The sequence below is a fragment of the Aestuariivirga sp. genome (genome assembly GCF_046294715.1).
Lineage (GTDB): Bacteria > Pseudomonadota > Alphaproteobacteria > Rhizobiales > Aestuariivirgaceae > Aestuariivirga.
On sequence record NZ_JBKBKI010000012.1, the window covers coordinates 46,616 to 61,276 of the forward strand.

15 protein-coding genes are annotated in these 14,661 nt (G+C 68.7%); 8 read left to right on the forward strand and 7 right to left on the reverse strand.

Translation table 11 applies throughout. The features are described from left to right. Window positions 1–2 precede the first annotated feature (2 nt). Together ACK4HL_RS10250 and ACK4HL_RS10255 are read left to right on the forward strand one after the other, a co-directional pair. Window positions 3–614, forward strand: a complete 612-nt coding sequence (locus ACK4HL_RS10250; RefSeq protein WP_409759640.1) for an HAD family hydrolase — start codon at window positions 3–5, stop codon at window positions 612–614. Continuing rightward, on the forward strand, window positions 611–1,963 hold the full coding sequence (locus ACK4HL_RS10255; protein ID WP_409759643.1) for an MATE family efflux transporter: 1,353 nt from the start codon (window positions 611–613) through the stop codon (window positions 1,961–1,963). The genes ACK4HL_RS10250 and ACK4HL_RS10255 overlap by 4 nt, the downstream gene beginning before the upstream one ends. A 9-nt stretch (window positions 1,964–1,972) precedes the next feature. Here ACK4HL_RS10255 and ACK4HL_RS10260 read toward each other — a convergent pair whose 3' ends face one another. Beyond that, window positions 1,973–2,224 (reverse strand): DUF1127 domain-containing protein, encoded by a 252-nt coding sequence (locus ACK4HL_RS10260; protein WP_409759646.1) that lies wholly within the window; start codon window positions 2,222–2,224, stop codon window positions 1,973–1,975. Window positions 2,225–2,389: 165 nt separating this feature from the next. Here ACK4HL_RS10260 and ACK4HL_RS10265 point away from each other — a divergent pair, with 165 nt between their 5' ends. Then, entirely contained in the window at window positions 2,390–3,271 is an 882-nt protein-coding gene (locus ACK4HL_RS10265; RefSeq protein ID WP_409759649.1) for a LysR substrate-binding domain-containing protein, read from the forward strand. A gap of 208 nt (window positions 3,272–3,479) precedes the next feature. Here the strand turns inward: ACK4HL_RS10265 and ACK4HL_RS10270 are convergent, their stop codons facing one another. Beyond that, a complete protein-coding gene (locus ACK4HL_RS10270; protein WP_409759831.1) occupies window positions 3,480–4,826 on the reverse strand; it encodes a glutamate--cysteine ligase in 1,347 nt (448 codons plus the stop codon). Between the two features lie 114 nt (window positions 4,827–4,940). After that, window positions 4,941–5,678, reverse strand: coding sequence for a 16S rRNA (uracil(1498)-N(3))-methyltransferase (locus ACK4HL_RS10275; RefSeq protein ID WP_409759652.1), 738 nt, complete (start codon window positions 5,676–5,678; stop codon window positions 4,941–4,943). Between ACK4HL_RS10275 and ubiA the strand changes: the two genes are divergently transcribed. The 5 genes from ubiA to ACK4HL_RS10300 are packed head-to-tail and all read left to right on the forward strand — an operon-like array spanning window position 5,677 to window position 9,953. Beyond that, window positions 5,677–6,654, forward strand: coding sequence for a 4-hydroxybenzoate octaprenyltransferase (gene ubiA / locus ACK4HL_RS10280; protein WP_409759655.1), 978 nt, complete (start codon window positions 5,677–5,679; stop codon window positions 6,652–6,654). The two genes, ACK4HL_RS10275 and ubiA, sit on opposite strands and share 2 nt — an antisense overlap. Then, on the forward strand, window positions 6,651–7,973 hold the full coding sequence (locus ACK4HL_RS10285; protein ID WP_409759658.1) for a TldD/PmbA family protein: 1,323 nt from the start codon (window positions 6,651–6,653) through the stop codon (window positions 7,971–7,973). Before ubiA ends, ACK4HL_RS10285 begins: the two co-directional genes overlap by 4 nt. Before the next feature lie 25 nt (window positions 7,974–7,998). Next, complete coding sequence (locus ACK4HL_RS10290; RefSeq protein WP_409759661.1) at window positions 7,999–8,745, forward strand: 3'(2'),5'-bisphosphate nucleotidase CysQ; 747 nt, start codon at window positions 7,999–8,001, stop codon at window positions 8,743–8,745. Further along, window positions 8,746–8,997 (forward strand): DUF4170 domain-containing protein, encoded by a 252-nt coding sequence (locus ACK4HL_RS10295; RefSeq protein ID WP_409759664.1) that lies wholly within the window; start codon window positions 8,746–8,748, stop codon window positions 8,995–8,997. A gap of 20 nt (window positions 8,998–9,017) precedes the next feature. Beyond that, window positions 9,018–9,953 (forward strand): DMT family transporter, encoded by a 936-nt coding sequence (locus ACK4HL_RS10300; protein WP_409759667.1) that lies wholly within the window; start codon window positions 9,018–9,020, stop codon window positions 9,951–9,953. Here the strand turns inward: ACK4HL_RS10300 and ACK4HL_RS10305 are convergent. The 4 genes from ACK4HL_RS10305 to ACK4HL_RS10320 all read right to left on the reverse strand — a co-directional run bounded on the left by ACK4HL_RS10305 (window position 9,907) and on the right by ACK4HL_RS10320 (window position 14,450). Continuing rightward, window positions 9,907–10,914, reverse strand: coding sequence for a bifunctional riboflavin kinase/FAD synthetase (locus ACK4HL_RS10305; RefSeq protein ID WP_409759670.1), 1,008 nt, complete (start codon window positions 10,912–10,914; stop codon window positions 9,907–9,909). The genes ACK4HL_RS10300 and ACK4HL_RS10305 overlap by 47 nt on opposite strands. A gap of 12 nt (window positions 10,915–10,926) precedes the next feature. After that, on the reverse strand, window positions 10,927–11,754 hold the full coding sequence (locus ACK4HL_RS10310) for a TIGR01459 family HAD-type hydrolase (protein ID WP_409759673.1): 828 nt from the start codon (window positions 11,752–11,754) through the stop codon (window positions 10,927–10,929). Window positions 11,755–11,769: 15 nt separating this feature from the next. After that, complete coding sequence (locus ACK4HL_RS10315; protein ID WP_409759676.1) at window positions 11,770–12,945, reverse strand: EAL domain-containing protein; 1,176 nt, start codon at window positions 12,943–12,945, stop codon at window positions 11,770–11,772. Window positions 12,946–13,103: 158 nt separating this feature from the next. Beyond that, window positions 13,104–14,450 carry an aspartate aminotransferase family protein gene (locus ACK4HL_RS10320; protein ID WP_409759834.1) on the reverse strand — a complete coding sequence of 449 codons (1,347 nt, stop codon included), beginning with the start codon at window positions 14,448–14,450 and terminating at the stop codon, window positions 13,104–13,106. Window positions 14,451–14,661: the final 211 nt, after the last annotated feature.

The window sequence follows — 14,661 nt, forward strand, 5'->3', positions numbered from 1 at the left end:
CCATGAGGCCCGAGGCCGTCATCTTCGACATGGACGACGTGCTCTGCCGCTACGACCTCGGCCGGCGCCTCAGGGCGCTGTCGCGCATCACCGGCAAGACCCCGCGCGACATCCGGGCGGCGATCTGGGATTCGGGCTTCGAGGACATGGCGGATACCGGCGGCTACCCCGACCCCGCGCAATATCTCGATGAGTTCGGCCGCCGCATCGGCCATCCCATCACCCGCGCCGAGTGGATCGAGGCGCGCCGCGAGGCGATGCAGCCCTGGCCCGACATGCTGGCGCTCGCCGAAAGGATCGGCGGCCAGGCGCGGATCGCCATCTATTCCAACAACGGCCCGCTCACCAAGGCCAGCCTCGGCGAGCTCTTCCCGGCGCTCTGCGCGGTGTTCAGCGAGCACTACCACTCCTACGAGTTCGGCCTCAAGAAGCCGGACCCGGCGAGCTTCGCCAGGCTGATGGAGCGCATGGGCACCGAGTCCGGGCAGTGCTGGTTCATCGACGACAAGCGCTCGAACGTGGCGGGCGCACGTCTCGCCGGCCTCAGGGGGCATCACTTCAGGAGCTACGAGCAGCTCGTTCCGGAAGTCCGCGACCTGGGCTTTTCCGCATGAGCGCCGCAGCAGGCGCGCGGCCCGCCCCCTTCGTCACCGGCTCCACCATGCGCCACGTCGTGGTGATGACGCTCACCGGCGCGGTGGGCCTCATGGCGCTGTTCCTCGTCGACCTCGTCGACCTGTTCTTCCTCTCCATGCTGGCGCAGACGGAGGTGACGGCGGCGATCGGCTATGCCGGCACCGTGGTTTTCGCCAATCTCTCGGTGGCGATCGGCGCGGGGATCGCCGCGGCGGCACTCGTCGCCCGCAACGTCGGCGCCGGAGACCTGGTCCGCGCCCGCGAATACGCCACCAGCGCGCTGATGTTCTCGCTCATCGTGGCGGGCGTGATCACCGTCCTCATCAACCTCGCCGCCGGGGGCCTGCTCTCGCTGCTCGGCGCTCATGGCGAGGCGAAGCGCCTCGCCCAGCTCTTCATCTGGACGATGACGCCCGGCTACGTCCTGATCGCCGGCGCCGTCTGCTGCTCCTTCATCCTGCGCGGCCTGGGCGATGCGAGGCGCGCCATGTACATCACGCTGTCGAGCGCCATCGTCACCGCCGGCGCCGATCCGCTCTTCATCTTCGGTCTGGGCTGGGGCATCCAGGGCGCGGCGGCGGCAACCGTGCTCGGCTATGCCGTTTCCTTCGGCATCGGCCTTCATGGGGTCGTGCGGGCGCACCGCTTTCTCAACCCGCTGCGTCCTTCAGGCCTGAAGCGCGATCTACCCGCCCTCTGGGCCATCGCCTTCCCGGCGATCCTCACCCAGCTCGCGACACCCTTCGCCAACGCCTACATGACCTACGAGATCGCGGCCTTCGGCGACGAGGCGGTGGCAGGCTTCGCCATCATCGGGCGGGTGATCCCGGTGGCCTTCGGCATCATCTTCGCGCTGTCGGGTTCGGTCGGGCCGATCATCGGCCAGAATTTCGGAGCGCGCCGCCATGACCGGGTGCGCCAGGCGCTCACCGACGGGCTGACCTTCTCTGCCGTCTACACGCTCGCAACCTCGCTCGTGCTCTACCTGTTCCGCCACGAGATCGCGGAAGCCTTCAACGCGGCGGGCCGCACCGTCGATATCGTGGTGTTCTTCGCCACCTTCATCGGCATCAGCTGGGCCTTCGCGGGCGCGCAATTCGTGGCCAATGCCGCCTTCAACAACCTGGGCCGGCCGCAGCTCTCGACGCTGTTCAACTGGGGAAAGGCGACGCTCGGCACCATTCCCTTCGCGCTCGCGGGGGCGAAGTTCGGCGGCCCCGAGGGGCTGCTCGCGGGAACGGCGCTGGGCTCGGTCATCTTCGGCATCGCCTCGGTCCTCGCCGCCTACAGGATCGTGCGGCTCAGCGAAGCCGGAGCCGCACGATGAGGGCGTTGATCACCGCGTCCCCCTGCGCCGCCGGAGCGCCCGTTCTTCAAGTGCCAGCGCGGCATTGACCGAGAGCGGCAGGCCCGAGGCCCAGCGCAGTTCCTCGCGCGTCACCCCGATGTCGCGGAGCAGGAAATCGTCGAGCGTGTCGAGCCGGGCCACGGCGCGGCGCGCGCGCCAGTTGCTCAGGAACCGCCACAGCAGCGAAAGGGCTCCGGTGGCTTCAGCCGAGATCGCTCGGCTCAGGGCATAGTCTCTCATGGCAAATCCTCCTGGTTCGCGGGGAAGACCATTCCCCCCGCGTTCTCCGCCCCTTCCGGGCGGCCGCTGCCGTCTTGCGATGAAAGGAAGATGCAGGATTTCGATTGATTTATCCAACGAATGTATTTTATATTACCCATCACGATCAGTGATGGATGCGCAGCCATGATCCCCAATCTCGACATCGACCTGATGAAGACCTTCCTCGCCATCGCCGACACCGGCAGCTTCACCCGCGCCGCCGACGAGGTGAACAAGACGCAGTCGGCCGTCTCGATGCAGATGAAGCGGCTGGAAGAGCTTCTGGGCCGCCCGCTCTTCGCCCGCGACGGCCGGGCGAGCCGCATCACCGCCGATGGCGAGCGCCTGGTGGATTATGCGCGCCGGCTGGTGAAGCTGAACGACGAGGCGGTCTCCACCTTCCAGCGCCCCGAGCTCACCGGCACGGTGCGCTTCGGCACGCCGGACGACTATGCCGACCGCTTCCTGCCCGAGATCCTGGCGCGCTTCGCCCGCACCCACCCGCTCGTCACCGTCGACGTCGACTGCATGCAGACGGCCAACCTCTTCGAGCGCACGAGGCGGGGCGAGATGGACCTCTCGCTCGTCACCTTCGGCTGCGACGTCTCGACCGACGAGCCGGTGCGGCGCGAACCCCTCGTCTGGGTCACTTCGGCGCGCCACAGCACGCATCTTCTCGAGGTGCTGCCGCTCGCCGTCTCGCATGTGAACTGCGAGTGGCGCGGCATCGTGCTGAACGCGCTCGAGACGATCGGGCGGAAGTTCCGCATCGCCTATTCGAGCCCCAATTCCAACGCGGTGAATGCCGCCGTCCAGTCCGGCCTCGCGGTGGGCGCCGTGCCGGAACTCTGCGTCAGGCCGGGCATGCGCATCCTGGGCGAGAAGGAGGGCTTCCCGCCGCTCGGCCATTTCGAGATCGGCCTCCTCAGGAAACCCGGCCGCGCGAGCTCCGCCGTCGATGCGCTGGCCCGCCACGTCACCGAGAGCCTCGGCAACCTCAACACCGCCCTCATGGCGGCAGAATGAGGAACGAGCTCAGGCGAACTCTTGCTTCTCTTCTTCCCTGCTTCCCGTCACCCCGGCGCAGGCCGGGGTCCAGCTTTGGGCGCCAACAGTCTGACATCTGAGCTCGATTCCGGCCTTCGCCGGAATGACGGCATGGAGAGGCAGCGGGAGCCGTCGTGATCTTCCACCGAAGGTCATTCCGCTCTCGGCGGATGCTTCCCGCCGGCCTTCAGTAGGCGAAGTCGCGGAAGACGCGGCTGATGTCGCCGTTCCAGCTGCCGTGATAAAGCGCCAGCAGGTTTTCCGCGGCCGTCTTGCCGGTGGCCGCGATCTCGTCCAGCGGGTCGAGGAAGGCCGCTTCCGTGCGGCCCTTGCAGCCCTGCCGCCCGCGCGTCTCGAGGCCCTGCCGCGAATGCTCCAGAACCTCCCGCGCGATCTCCTGAACCGTCCGTCCACGGATCGTCGCCTTCAGCGCCTGCTTCGGAACGTCGTCCCGGAGCTTCTGGCGCTCCTCGGCGCTCCAGGCCTTCACGAGCTCCCACGCCGCATCGAGCGAGGGCTGGTGGTAGAGGATGCCCACCCAGAACGCCGGCAGCGCGCAGAGCCTGCGCCACGGTCCTGAATCCGCACCCCGCATCTCGAGATATTTCTTGAGCCGCACTTCGGGGAAGATCGTCGTCAGGTGATCGGCCCAGTCCTTCAGCACCGGCTTCTCGCCGGGAAGCTGCGGCAGCCGGCCTTCCATGAAGGCGCGGAAGCTCTCGCCCGCCGTGTCGATGTACTTGCCCTCGCGCATCACGAAATACATCGGCACGTCGAGCGCATAGTCCACGTAGCGCTCGAAGCCCATGCCGGGCTCGAAGGCGAAGGGCAGCATGCCGGAGCGGTCGCCGTCGGTGTCGCGCCACACCTCCGAGCGGAAGGAGAGAAAGCCGTTCGGCTTGCCCTCGAGGAAGGGCGAATTGGCGAAGAGCGCCGTCGCGATGGGCTGCAGCGCCAGCGAGACGCGGAGCTTCTGCACCATGTCGGCTTCCGATGCGAAGTCGAGGTTCACCTGCACCGTGCAGGTGCGGAACATCATGTCGCGGCCGAGCGTGCCCACCTTGTCCATGTAGGGCGCCATGATGCCGTAGCGGCCCTTGGGCATCACCGGGGTTTCCGCCCGGCTCCACACCGGCGAGGCGCCGAGCCCCAGGAACCCGATGCCGAGCCTGTCCCCCACCTCGCGCACCTGGGTCAGGTGCTCATGAACTTCCTCGCATGTGTCGTGCACCGATTCGAGCGGAGCGCCCGAGAGCTCGAACTGGCCGCCCGGCTCCAGCGAGACGTTGCCGAGGCCCTTCGGGTCGGACAGCGCGATGATGTTCTCGCCCTCGTAGATGCCGGTCCAGCCGAAGCGGTCCTTCAGCCCTTCGAGCAGTGCGCGGATCGAACGCTCGCCATGGTAGGGCACGGGCCCCAGCGTGTCGGTGAGGAAGGGAAACTTCTCGTGCTCGGTGCCGATCCGCCATTGCTCCTTGGGCTTTGAGCCGGAGGCCAGCTCCTCGATGAGCTGCGCCTTCGATTCGATCGGCATGCGCGCTTTGGGCGTGTCGGGTGTCGGTCCGCTCACGAGTACATCCTGTCAGAATTTTGTCCGAGCATCTAGAAGGCTGCCTTTCATCGGGCAAGACAAAGATTTGGATGGCGCCTATCCGGAATTGCCGCACCAGTCGCCCAGGCTGGCCTGGATGAGCGTCAGCGCCGCCACCGCCGCCGTGTCCGCCCGCATGACGCGCGGGCCGAGCGAAATGGCGGTGACGAAGGCGAGCGACTTCAGCAGCTGCTTCTCCTCCGCGGTGAAGCCGCCCTCGGGCCCGATGAGCACGGCGGCAGGCGCCGCGAGCGGCTTCAGCGCCGCCAGGGGATCGGCGATCGCAGCCGTCTCGTCGCAATGGATGAGTGCCCTTCCGGCGTCCCACGAGGCGAGGAGCTGCGGCAGCTTCACCGGCTCGGCCACTTGCGGCACGAACACGAGATTGCACTGCTCGGCCGCCTCGATGACATTGGCCCGCATGCGCTCCATGTTCACCCGCTCGGCGATGGTCCGCTGGGTGATCACGGGCCGCAGCCGCCGCACGCCGAGCTCGGTCGCCTTCTGCACCACGTAGTCGAGCCGCGCATGCTTCAGCGGCGCGAAGACGTAGTCGATGTCGGGCGGCGGCTTCACCCCGGCGGTCCGCCGCTCGCAGCGCAGGGCGGCGCCCTTCTTCGAGACATCGGCGAGATAGGCCAGCCACTCGCCGTCGCGGCCGTTGAACACCGCCACCGGATCGCCCGGCGAAAGCCGCAGCACGCCGGTGAGGTAATGCGCCTGCTCGCGGGTGAGCGCGATCTCCTGCCCGGGGGCGAGCGCGGCGTCGAGGTGGAGGCGAGGGGTGGTCTTCATGCGGCACCTGATGTACACCGCGCCCATGAGCGATGCCAGCAGGCCCGCGAAGGGCGAGGACAGGCGCGTGGCCGATGCCCTGCCCGGCCACTGGGCGGACCGGCTGCTGCCGCTTGCGCTGCGGCCCTATGCCCGGCTGATGCGCCTCGAACGCCCGATCGGCTGGTGGCTTCTGCTGCTTCCCTGCTGGTGGGGCCTGTCGCTCGGCCAGGTGGCGCTGGGCGGCGGCGTGCCGAACCCGTGGTACGCCCTGCTCTTTCTCGTGGGCGCCATCCTCATGCGCGGTGCCGGCTGCACGCTCAACGACATTGCCGACCGCAATTTCGATGGCCGCGTCGAGCGCACCAGGCTGAGGCCGATCCCGGCAGGCCAGGTGAGCCTCGCTCAGGCCTTCGCCTTCCTCGCACTGCTCTGCCTGCTGGGCCTTCTCGTGCTCCTCCAGTTCAACTGGTTCACGGTGATGACGGGCGCGGCCTCGCTCCTCGTCGTCGCCGTCTACCCCTTCATGAAGCGCGTCACCTACTGGCCGCAGGCGGTGCTGGGGCTCGCCTTCAACTGGGGGGCCCTCGTCGGCTGGACGGCGCTTCACGGCGCGCTCTCGCCCGCCCCGCTCCTCCTTTATGCCGGCGGCGTCGCCTGGACGCTCGCCTACGACACCATCTACGCCCACCAGGACAAGGACGACGACGTGCTGATCGGCGTCAAGTCCACCGCCCTGCGGCTCGGCGATGCCACCGTCTACTGGCTCGGCCTGTTCTTCGCCCTGAGCCTCGCCCTGATCGATTGGGCGGTGTGGCTGGCGGGCGGCGGCATCCTCTCGCATGCCGGCGTGGCGGGTGCCGCGCTCCACGCCGCCTGGCAGCTCGCCCGCTTCGATGCGGCAAATTCGGCCCGCTGCCTTGAACTTTTCCGGTCGAACCGCATATTCGGCCTGATACTCACCCTCGCATTCCTCCTGGATTCGCTTCTCTCATGATCGATGACCTTCTCTCCCTCGCGGGCGAGGCCGTTTCCCACGCCCTGAAGCTCGGGGCCGATGCGGCGCACGCCGTGGCGGCCGACGGGCGCTCCACCGAAATCTCCATCCTCGACGGCAAGATCGAGAAGCTCGAGCAGGCCGAAGCCCGCGACATCAGCCTCAAGGTCTATGCCGGGAAATCCTCCGCCACGATCTCGGGCAGCGTGCTGACCAGCGAGGCGATCCACCGCCTCGCCGAAAACGCGCTCCGCATGGCGCGGCTCGCCCCGCCCGATCCCTTCGCCGGGGTCGCCGATCCCGCCCAGCTCGCAAAGGACATCCCGGACCTCGACCTCGCGGCCGACGACATGCCGGGGCCGAAAGCCCTGGAGGACATGGCCCGGCGCGCCGAGGCTGCCGCCATGGCGGTCCCGGGCGTCAGCAAGTCCTCGGGTGCGGGCGCCTCGGCCTCCGATACGCGCATGGGAATCGTGATCTCCAACGGCTTCTCCCAGGGCTACCGCCGCACCGGCACCGGCGTGGCGATGTCGGCGATTGCCGGGGAAGGTCTCGGCATGCAGCGCGACTACGATTATGCCTCGGCCGTTCATTTCGCCGACCTGCGCGATCCGGAGGAGGTCGGCCGCACCGCGGGCGAGCGCGCGGCGCGCCGTGTCGGCCCGCGCAAGGTGAAGTCGCAGTCCGTGCCGGTGATCTATGACCGGCGCGTGGCCTCGGGGCTGATCGGCCACGTGCTCGCCGCCATCAACGGCGCGGCGGTGGCGCGCGGCACCAGCTTCCTCAAGGATGCGCTCGGCACGGAGGTGTTCGGCCCGCACATCACCATCGTCGAGGATCCCTTCATCCGCCGCGGCCACGGCTCGCGCCCCTTCGACGGCGAGGGGCTGGCCTGCCACCGCCGCAACCTGGTGGACAAGGGCGTGCTGACGGGCTGGCTGCTCGATCTCCGCTCGGCCCGCCAGCTCGGCCTGCCGCCCACCGGCCAGGGCTCGCGCGGCGGGCCCACCACCTCCAACGTCTGGCTCCCCGCGGGGCCGCAGAGCCCGGAGGAGCAGATCCGCGGCATCGCCCAGGGCCTTTACGTGACCGAGCTCATCGGCTCCTCGATCAACAACGTGACGGGCGACTACAGCCGCGGCGCCTCGGGCTTCTGGATCGAGAACGGCGAGCTCGCCTACCCGGTGAGCGAGATCACCATCGCCGGAAACCTGAAGGACATGTTCAGGACGATCGAGCCCGCCTCGAACCTCGAATTCCGCGCCGCCGTGAACGCCCCCAACTGCCTGGTGGAGGGCCTCACCATTGCCGGCGTCTGAGTGGCGCACGGCGGATGCGCGGCTCATGTTCGAAGCAGTGCGGGAAGCGGGGGAACTCGGCCTCTTGCTGGCCCGCAAGAGCGGCCTCAGGCGCTGGAACAAGGCCGACGGCTCGCAGGTGACGGAGGGCGACCTCGCCCTCAACGCGCTCCTCGAGGAGCGCCTGAGGAAAGCCAGGCCCGGCTACGGCTGGCTCTCCGAGGAAACCCCCGACGCGCCCCAGCGCATGGCGCATGAGCGGCTGTGGATCATCGACCCCATCGACGGCACCCGCGCCTTCATCGAGGGCCGCAAGGAATGGTGCGTGGCCGCGGCCCTGGCCGAGAACGGCAGGCCGGTGATCGGCGCCGTCTACCGCCCGCGGCTCGCTGAATTCTATTCGGCCATCGCCGGCGAAGGAGCCACCCTCAACGGGGCACCCCTCGCCATGGCGGATTCGCCCTCTCTCGAAGGCGCGCGCATCGCCGGCAACCGCAAGGCCCTGGCGCCCCTCGCCCCCCTGGGCGTCGCGGGCGACCCGAGCGGCGCCCTGCCGCTGCAGCTGCGGCTGGCCTATGTGGCGGCAGGCCGGCTCGACGGTGCGGTTTCCGTGGGCCGCCGCAACGACTGGGATCTCGCCGCCGGCGAATTGCTGGTGATCGAGGCGGGTGGCGCGGTTTCCGGCACCTCCGGCGAAGGATACATTTACAACCGCCCGGAGCCGTGGCAGCAAGGCCTCGTTGCTGCAGGTGCGAAGCGCCACGCGGCGCTGATCAACGCCCTGAGGACCTAGATGACGAAAGCCCCCGCCAAGCCCCAGCAGCAGCTTCTCCACCTCGTCTTCGGCGGCGAGCTCGACGACGTCGGCGCCGTCACCTTCAAGGACCTGGGCCAGCTCGACGTGGTGGGTTTCTATCCCAACTACGCCGAGGCCTACGAAGCCTGGCTTTCGAAGGCTCGCGAGACGCTGGACAACGCCCAGATGCGCTATTTCATCGTGCACCTGCACCGCCTGCTCGACCCGTCCACCCAGAAGGCGGACTGAAACCGGCGCGATTCCGCATCATGGCCATTCCATCGCACCTGCGCGCCATCCTCGCGATGGTCGTGGCCATGGGCGTCTTCGTCGGCACCGACAGCACGATGAAGATTGCCATGGCGGATGCGCCGCTCTTCCAGCTCATGATGATGCGGGGGCTTGCCGCCATGGCCGCCTGCCTCACCCTCATCCTGCTCATGGGCCAGGGCGCGGCACTCGCCCGCGTCTTCAACCCCTGGCTCATGTCGCGCGGGCTTCTCGAGGTCGTCGCCAATTTCAGCTTCACCTTCGCGCTCTTCCACGTCCCCATCGCCGACCTGACGGCGATCGCCCAGACCTGCCCCCTCTTCGTGCTGCTCGGCGCCTGGTTCTTCCGGGGAGAGCGCCTCGGCCCCATCCGCCTCGGCCTCATCCTCCTCGGCATCCTCGGCGCCCTGATGGTCGCCCAGCCCGGCCAGGGTGCGGCCTCGCCCTATGCGGTCCTCGCATTCCTCACGGCGAGTGCCGCCGCCGTGCGCGACCTCATCACCCCCAACGTGCCGCGCGGCATTCCCCCGCTCGTCGTCACCTTCACCGTGCTCCTGCTGCTCACCCTCGGCAGCGCCGGCGGCATGCTGGCGCTCGAGCAGCCGGTGATGCCGGAAGCCCGCCACGTGCTCCTCATGGCGCTGGGCGGCGTTCTCCTCGTGGGCGGGCACTTCTTCATCTACATCGCCTACCGCATCGGCCCCGCCCGCAGCGTGGCGCCCTTCATGTACACGCTGACGATCTGGGCGGTGCTCTCGGGCCTCGTGCTGTTCGCCGAGGTGCCCAATGCGCTGGCCGTCGCCGGCATGGCGCTGGTGGCGCTGGCGGGGCTCGCCATCATCTATGCCGAGGGGCGGGAACGGCGTGCCGGCCGGCCGGCGAGCGCCGCTAGATCATCCCCTCCGCCTGCAGGAGGCCCAGCGGGAAGCTCCTGACCGGATCCTCCGCCTTGACCGCGGCAAGCCGCGCCAGCGCCTCCTCGCAGTCCGCCTTCATCTGCTGGACGAGCTCGTCCACCGAGAAGAAGCGCCGGTCCGGACGGATGAGGTCGATGAACTCCACCATCAGCTCGCGCCCGTAGAGATCGCCCTCGAAGCCGATGAGGAACACTTCGAGGAATGTGCGCCCCGTGTCGAAGGTGGGGCGGTCGCCGAAATAGCCCGCCCCCGCCCAGGCGGGAGCGCCCTTCTTCGCCGCATCGCGCACCCTCACGGCATAGATGCCGCGGAACGGGTCCGCCCCCTTCTCGAGCACGATGTTGAGGGTGGGAAAGCCGATGCTGCGGCCGCGCTGGTCGCCCCGCACCACCTCGCCCAGCACCGTCCAGTGATAGCCGAGTTCGCGCGCCGCGGAGGGCACATGGCCGTGGCGCAGCGCCTGGCGGATCGAGCTCGAGGAGAAGGGCGAGTGCTGGTCGCCCTCGTCCGTCACCTGGTCCACGATGCTGACGCCGAAGCCGTGCCTTGCGCCGAGCTCCGCCATCGTGGCGGGGCTTCCCTTGCGCCCGCGTCCGAAGTGGAAGTCATAGCCCATTACCACGTGGCTGACGCCGAGCCGCTCGACGAGGTGCCGCATCACGAACGCCTCGGCATCGAGGTCGGCGAGCGCCCGGTCGAAGGGAAGAACCGCCATGAATGAGGCGCCCAGTGCCGCGACGAGCCGCGCCTTGAGCGCCTCGGGGGTGAGCCGGAACACCGGCTCCTCCGGCTTGAAGAAGCTCCGCGGATGGGGCTCGAAGCTGACGACCCCCCACGGCCGCCCCAGCCGCAGCGCCTCTTCCTCCGCACGGGCCAAGAGCGTCTGGTGGCCGCGGTGCACGCCGTCGAAATTGCCGATGGCGATGACCGCACCCTTCGCGGTTTCAGGAACGGGCGCGAGCCCGGAGATCAGGTCCATTCCAAGTCCTTCTCACGTCCATGAGAGATCATGGACGGTGGCCACGATGCGCGCGTGGGGCACGGCACGGAGCACGCCCGCCTCCACGGCGTGGAGCCCCTCCGCCGCATCCGTCACCCCTTCTGCAACAAGAAGCGCGTCAAGGCCATAGTCGGCGGCCCCCCTGATGTCCGTCTCCGGGCCGTCGCCGATCGCCAGAACCTCCGGCCGGTCCACCGGCCGGCCCCGGATCTGTGCGGCTTCCGCCATGGCGAGATCGTAGATGGGGCTGAAGGGCTTGCCCGCCATCAGCACCTCGCCGCCGCGCGCCGCATAGAGCTCGGCGAGCTTTCCCGCGCAATAGAGGATGCGCGCGCCCTTCTTCACGATCTTGTCCGGGTTGGCGCAGATCATGACGAGGCCGAGGCGCTTCATCTCGGAAAGCAGCGTGTCGTAATCCTCCAGCCGGTCGTTCAGGTCGTCGAAGAGGCCGGTGCACAGCACCGCCCTGGCGTCCTCCAGCGCCACCCGCTCGACCTCCGTTCCCTCATAGATCGACTGGTCGCGCGCGGGGCCGAGATGGAACACCCTGCCGCCTCCATGGAGGCGCATCAGCACCTGCGTGACATCCCCCGAGGTGACGATCCGGTCGTGGCTTCCGGGATCGACGCCGAGCTCCAGGAGCTGCCGCTCGACGCCGAGATGGCTCCTCGGCGAATTGGTGACGAGGATGACGCTGCCGCCTCCCGCGCGGTGCCGCCTGAGCGCCGCCACCGTGATCGGGAACGGCCTCACGCCGTCGTGCACCACGCCCCAGATGTCGCAGAACCAGACGGGGTAATTCGCGGAAAGTCGCTGCATGACCGGAAAGGATGCTCAGGCGACGCTGGCGCTGCGGCCGGAGGGCGCGGCAAGCCCCGCATCGGGCCGCACCTTGCGCGGCGGCGCGAAGAAGGGGCCATGGCCGAAGCGCGCATGCATGCTGGCGGCGGTGGCCTGCTGCGGCGTCTTGATGTCGGAAATGATGATCTGCACCTGCATGGTGCGCGCATATTGCACGAAATCGCGCCAGGCGGGAGTGGCGCCGGAGCCGGCGTCCACCGCATGGGGCGGGAAGCTCAGGAAGCGCACGCCGAGCTGGCGCAGCGCCGTGAGGTCGAGCCCGCCCAGGTAGACGTCGCGCAGCGCCAGCGTGGCGCCCAGCCTTCCGAGCCGTGCCAGGTTCTCGATGCCGCCCATGTCCAGGGCCCCGAGCTCCTCCTGGGCGAATTCGAAGACGAGGCCCCCCGTCACGTCGAGGTCGCGCTGCATGAGGCCGATGATGCTGTCGCCCTCCGCCCCCGCGCCGAGTGTCGCAAGGCCCACCGGCACGAAGATCCTCAGGCCCGGGTTCTTCTGGCGCAGGCGGCGCAGCACCGGCGCCGCCGTGCCGATCAGGTGGGCATCGAGTGCGGCCCGCATGCCGCCGAGCTCGGCCTTCTCGATGAGCTCGTCGTGCGCCACGGCATGGCCCTGCTCGTCGGTCAGCGCCAGCAGCGCCCGGTAGTGCAGCGTGTTGCCGCTCGCCAGCTCGATGACCGGTTCGAGCAGCAGTTCGAGCTGGTCGGACCCGCTGTCCTCCGGCGGGGCGGCAGGCCGTTCCGGTGCGGGCTCTTCTGCGGCAGCTCCGGGCCGGAACCCGGCGCGCGCGCCCGTCCTGATCTCGCCCAGCTCCCGGCGCAGCGCGGCGACATCGGCCGCGACCGCCCCGACCCCCTCCTGCGGCTGGCTCACATGCCATTCGACGGCCTCGAGCCGCGAGGCGATGTCGTCCGTGCGCTCGCCCAGCGTTCCCAGCGCCTCCTCGTGCGACAGCAGCCACTGTTCCTGGCGGGACGTCTTCACCATCACCAGCAGTGCTGTTGCGAGAATGCAGGCGGCGAGCACGAGGATCGCCGCCGCGACGGGCGTCATGCCGGGCCCTGCCGCAACGAAGAGATAGGCCGCGACCCCGATCGCAGCCAAAGGCAGCACGGTGAGCCCCAGCATCACCGCCATCATCTTGCGTGACATCGTCGCCCCAGCCCCTGTCGCCGTCACGAATCAGTTGTGTCGAGATTAACCGACTTCCGCAGAACTGGCACCAGCCTGGCAGCGATCAACCCCCGATAACGAAAGGGCCGGAGAGCGTTGCGCCCTCCGGCCCCTGCTTTTGCAATCGATACCTCGCCTCAGGCGACGGAGGCGAGGATCTTCGGCATCTTGTCGGAGAAGATCTCGTCGATCTGGTTCTCGGTGATCATCAGGGGCGGCGAAAGCGCGATGGTGTCGCCCGTGATGCGGATCATCATGCCCACGTCGTGGAAGCCGTTCTCCATCGCCTTGTAGGCGCGAAGCCCGGGCGAGCCCTCGACCGGCTTGATGTCGATCGCCGCCACGAGGCCCATGGTGCGGATGTCCTCGACGAGGGGATGGCCCTTCAGCGTGAAGGCGGCCTCCGCCCAGGCGTTCTCGAGCGTCTTGGCGTTCTCGAACAGCTTCTCGTCGCGGTAGACGTTCATGGTGGCCACACCCGCCGCCGCCGCCATCGGGTGGCCGGTGTAGGTGTAGCCGTGGAACAGCTCGATCACGTGGTCGGGCCCGTTCATGAACTTGTCGTAGATGCCCTGGCGCACCATGCAGCCGCCCATCGGCACCGTGCCGGAGGTGACGCCCTTGGCGAAGGTGAGGATGTCGGGGATGACGCCGAAGCGCTCCGCCGCGAAGGCGTGGCCGAGGCGCCCGAAGCCGGTGATGACCTCGTCGAAGATGAGGAGGATGCCGTGCCTGTCGCAGATCTCGCGCAGCCGCTTCAGGTAGCCCTTGGGCGGCGGCAGCACGCCCGTCGAGCCCGCCATCGGCTCGACGATCACCGCGGCGATGGTCGAGGCGTCATGCAGCGCCACGAGGCGCTCGAGATCGTCCGCGAGATGCGCGCCCCACTCCGGCTCGCCGCGGGTGAAGGCCTGCTCCTTCCTGTTATAGGTGTGCGGCAGGTGGTCGACGCCCGCCAGCATGGCGCCGAACCACTTGCGGTTGGCCACCATGCCGCCCACCGAGATGCCGCCGAAGTTGACACCGTGATAGCCGCGCTCGCGGCCGATGAGGCGGGTGCGGCTCGCCTGGCCGTTGGCGCGGTGATAGGCGAGCGCGATCTTCAAGGCCGTGTCGGCCGCTTCCGAGCCCGAGTTGCAGAAGAAGGCGTAGTTGAGGTCGCCCGGGGCCATGGTGGCGAGCCTGGAGGCGAGCTCGAACACCTTCGGGTGGCCGAACTGGAAGGTCGGCGCGAAGTCAAGCTCCGCCGCCGCCTTCTGGATGGCGCTGACGATGGGCTCGCGGCAGTGCCCGGCGTTGGAGCACCACAGACCCGCCGACCCGTCGAGGATCGGCCGGCCCGTCATGTCGTAATAGTGCATGTCCTTGGCGCGGGCGATCATGCGCGGCCGTTTCTTGAAGGCGCGGTTCGGCGTGAAGCCCATCCAGAAGGGCTCCAGATTGTTGGGCGAAGGTTCCCAGGCGGTGGCGCCTTCGAGATTCATCGGCTTGTTCATCGGTCAGTCTCCTAGAGAGCGATGGTCCTTGATAGCAGAAAGCCACCCTCGCGTGAAATGCACCAGCTTCAACCCTTGGCCGGGACCAGAGCGGGCCACAAAGGTCCGTGCCAGCCGCTCCCACCGGCACGTCATCCCGGCGAAAGCCGGAATCCCGCTTTCCTTCGATCAGCTCCGCACCAGAGCTGGGCCCCGCCCT

Bases quoted from the DNA above. Each gene is read 5' to 3' on its own strand.
- ACK4HL_RS10260 (WP_409759646.1), bottom strand. From the start codon at position 2,224: ATGAGAGACTATGCCCTGAGCCGAGCGATCTCGGCTGAAGCCACCGGA.
- ACK4HL_RS10265 (WP_409759649.1), top strand. From the start codon at position 2,390: ATGATCCCCAATCTCGACATCGACCTGATGAAGACCTTCCTCGCCATC.
- ACK4HL_RS10275 (WP_409759652.1), bottom strand. From the start codon at position 5,678: ATGAAGACCACCCCTCGCCTCCACCTCGACGCCGCGCTCGCCCCCGGG.
- ACK4HL_RS10300 (WP_409759667.1), top strand. From the start codon at position 9,018: ATGGCCATTCCATCGCACCTGCGCGCCATCCTCGCGATGGTCGTGGCC.
- ACK4HL_RS10285 (WP_409759658.1), top strand. From the start codon at position 6,651: ATGATCGATGACCTTCTCTCCCTCGCGGGCGAGGCCGTTTCCCACGCC.
- ACK4HL_RS10255 (WP_409759643.1), top strand. From the start codon at position 611: ATGAGCGCCGCAGCAGGCGCGCGGCCCGCCCCCTTCGTCACCGGCTCC.
- ubiA (WP_409759655.1), top strand. From the start codon at position 5,677: ATGCGGCACCTGATGTACACCGCGCCCATGAGCGATGCCAGCAGGCCC.
- ACK4HL_RS10290 (WP_409759661.1), top strand. From the start codon at position 7,999: ATGTTCGAAGCAGTGCGGGAAGCGGGGGAACTCGGCCTCTTGCTGGCC.
- ACK4HL_RS10270 (WP_409759831.1), bottom strand. From the start codon at position 4,826: ATGCCGATCGAATCGAAGGCGCAGCTCATCGAGGAGCTGGCCTCCGGC.
- ACK4HL_RS10315 (WP_409759676.1), bottom strand. From the start codon at position 12,945: ATGTCACGCAAGATGATGGCGGTGATGCTGGGGCTCACCGTGCTGCCT.
- ACK4HL_RS10295 (WP_409759664.1), top strand. From the start codon at position 8,746: ATGACGAAAGCCCCCGCCAAGCCCCAGCAGCAGCTTCTCCACCTCGTC.
- ACK4HL_RS10310 (WP_409759673.1), bottom strand. From the start codon at position 11,754: ATGCAGCGACTTTCCGCGAATTACCCCGTCTGGTTCTGCGACATCTGG.
- ACK4HL_RS10305 (WP_409759670.1), bottom strand. From the start codon at position 10,914: ATGGACCTGATCTCCGGGCTCGCGCCCGTTCCTGAAACCGCGAAGGGT.
- ACK4HL_RS10320 (WP_409759834.1), bottom strand. From the start codon at position 14,450: ATGAATCTCGAAGGCGCCACCGCCTGGGAACCTTCGCCCAACAATCTG.
- ACK4HL_RS10250 (WP_409759640.1), top strand. From the start codon at position 3: ATGAGGCCCGAGGCCGTCATCTTCGACATGGACGACGTGCTCTGCCGC.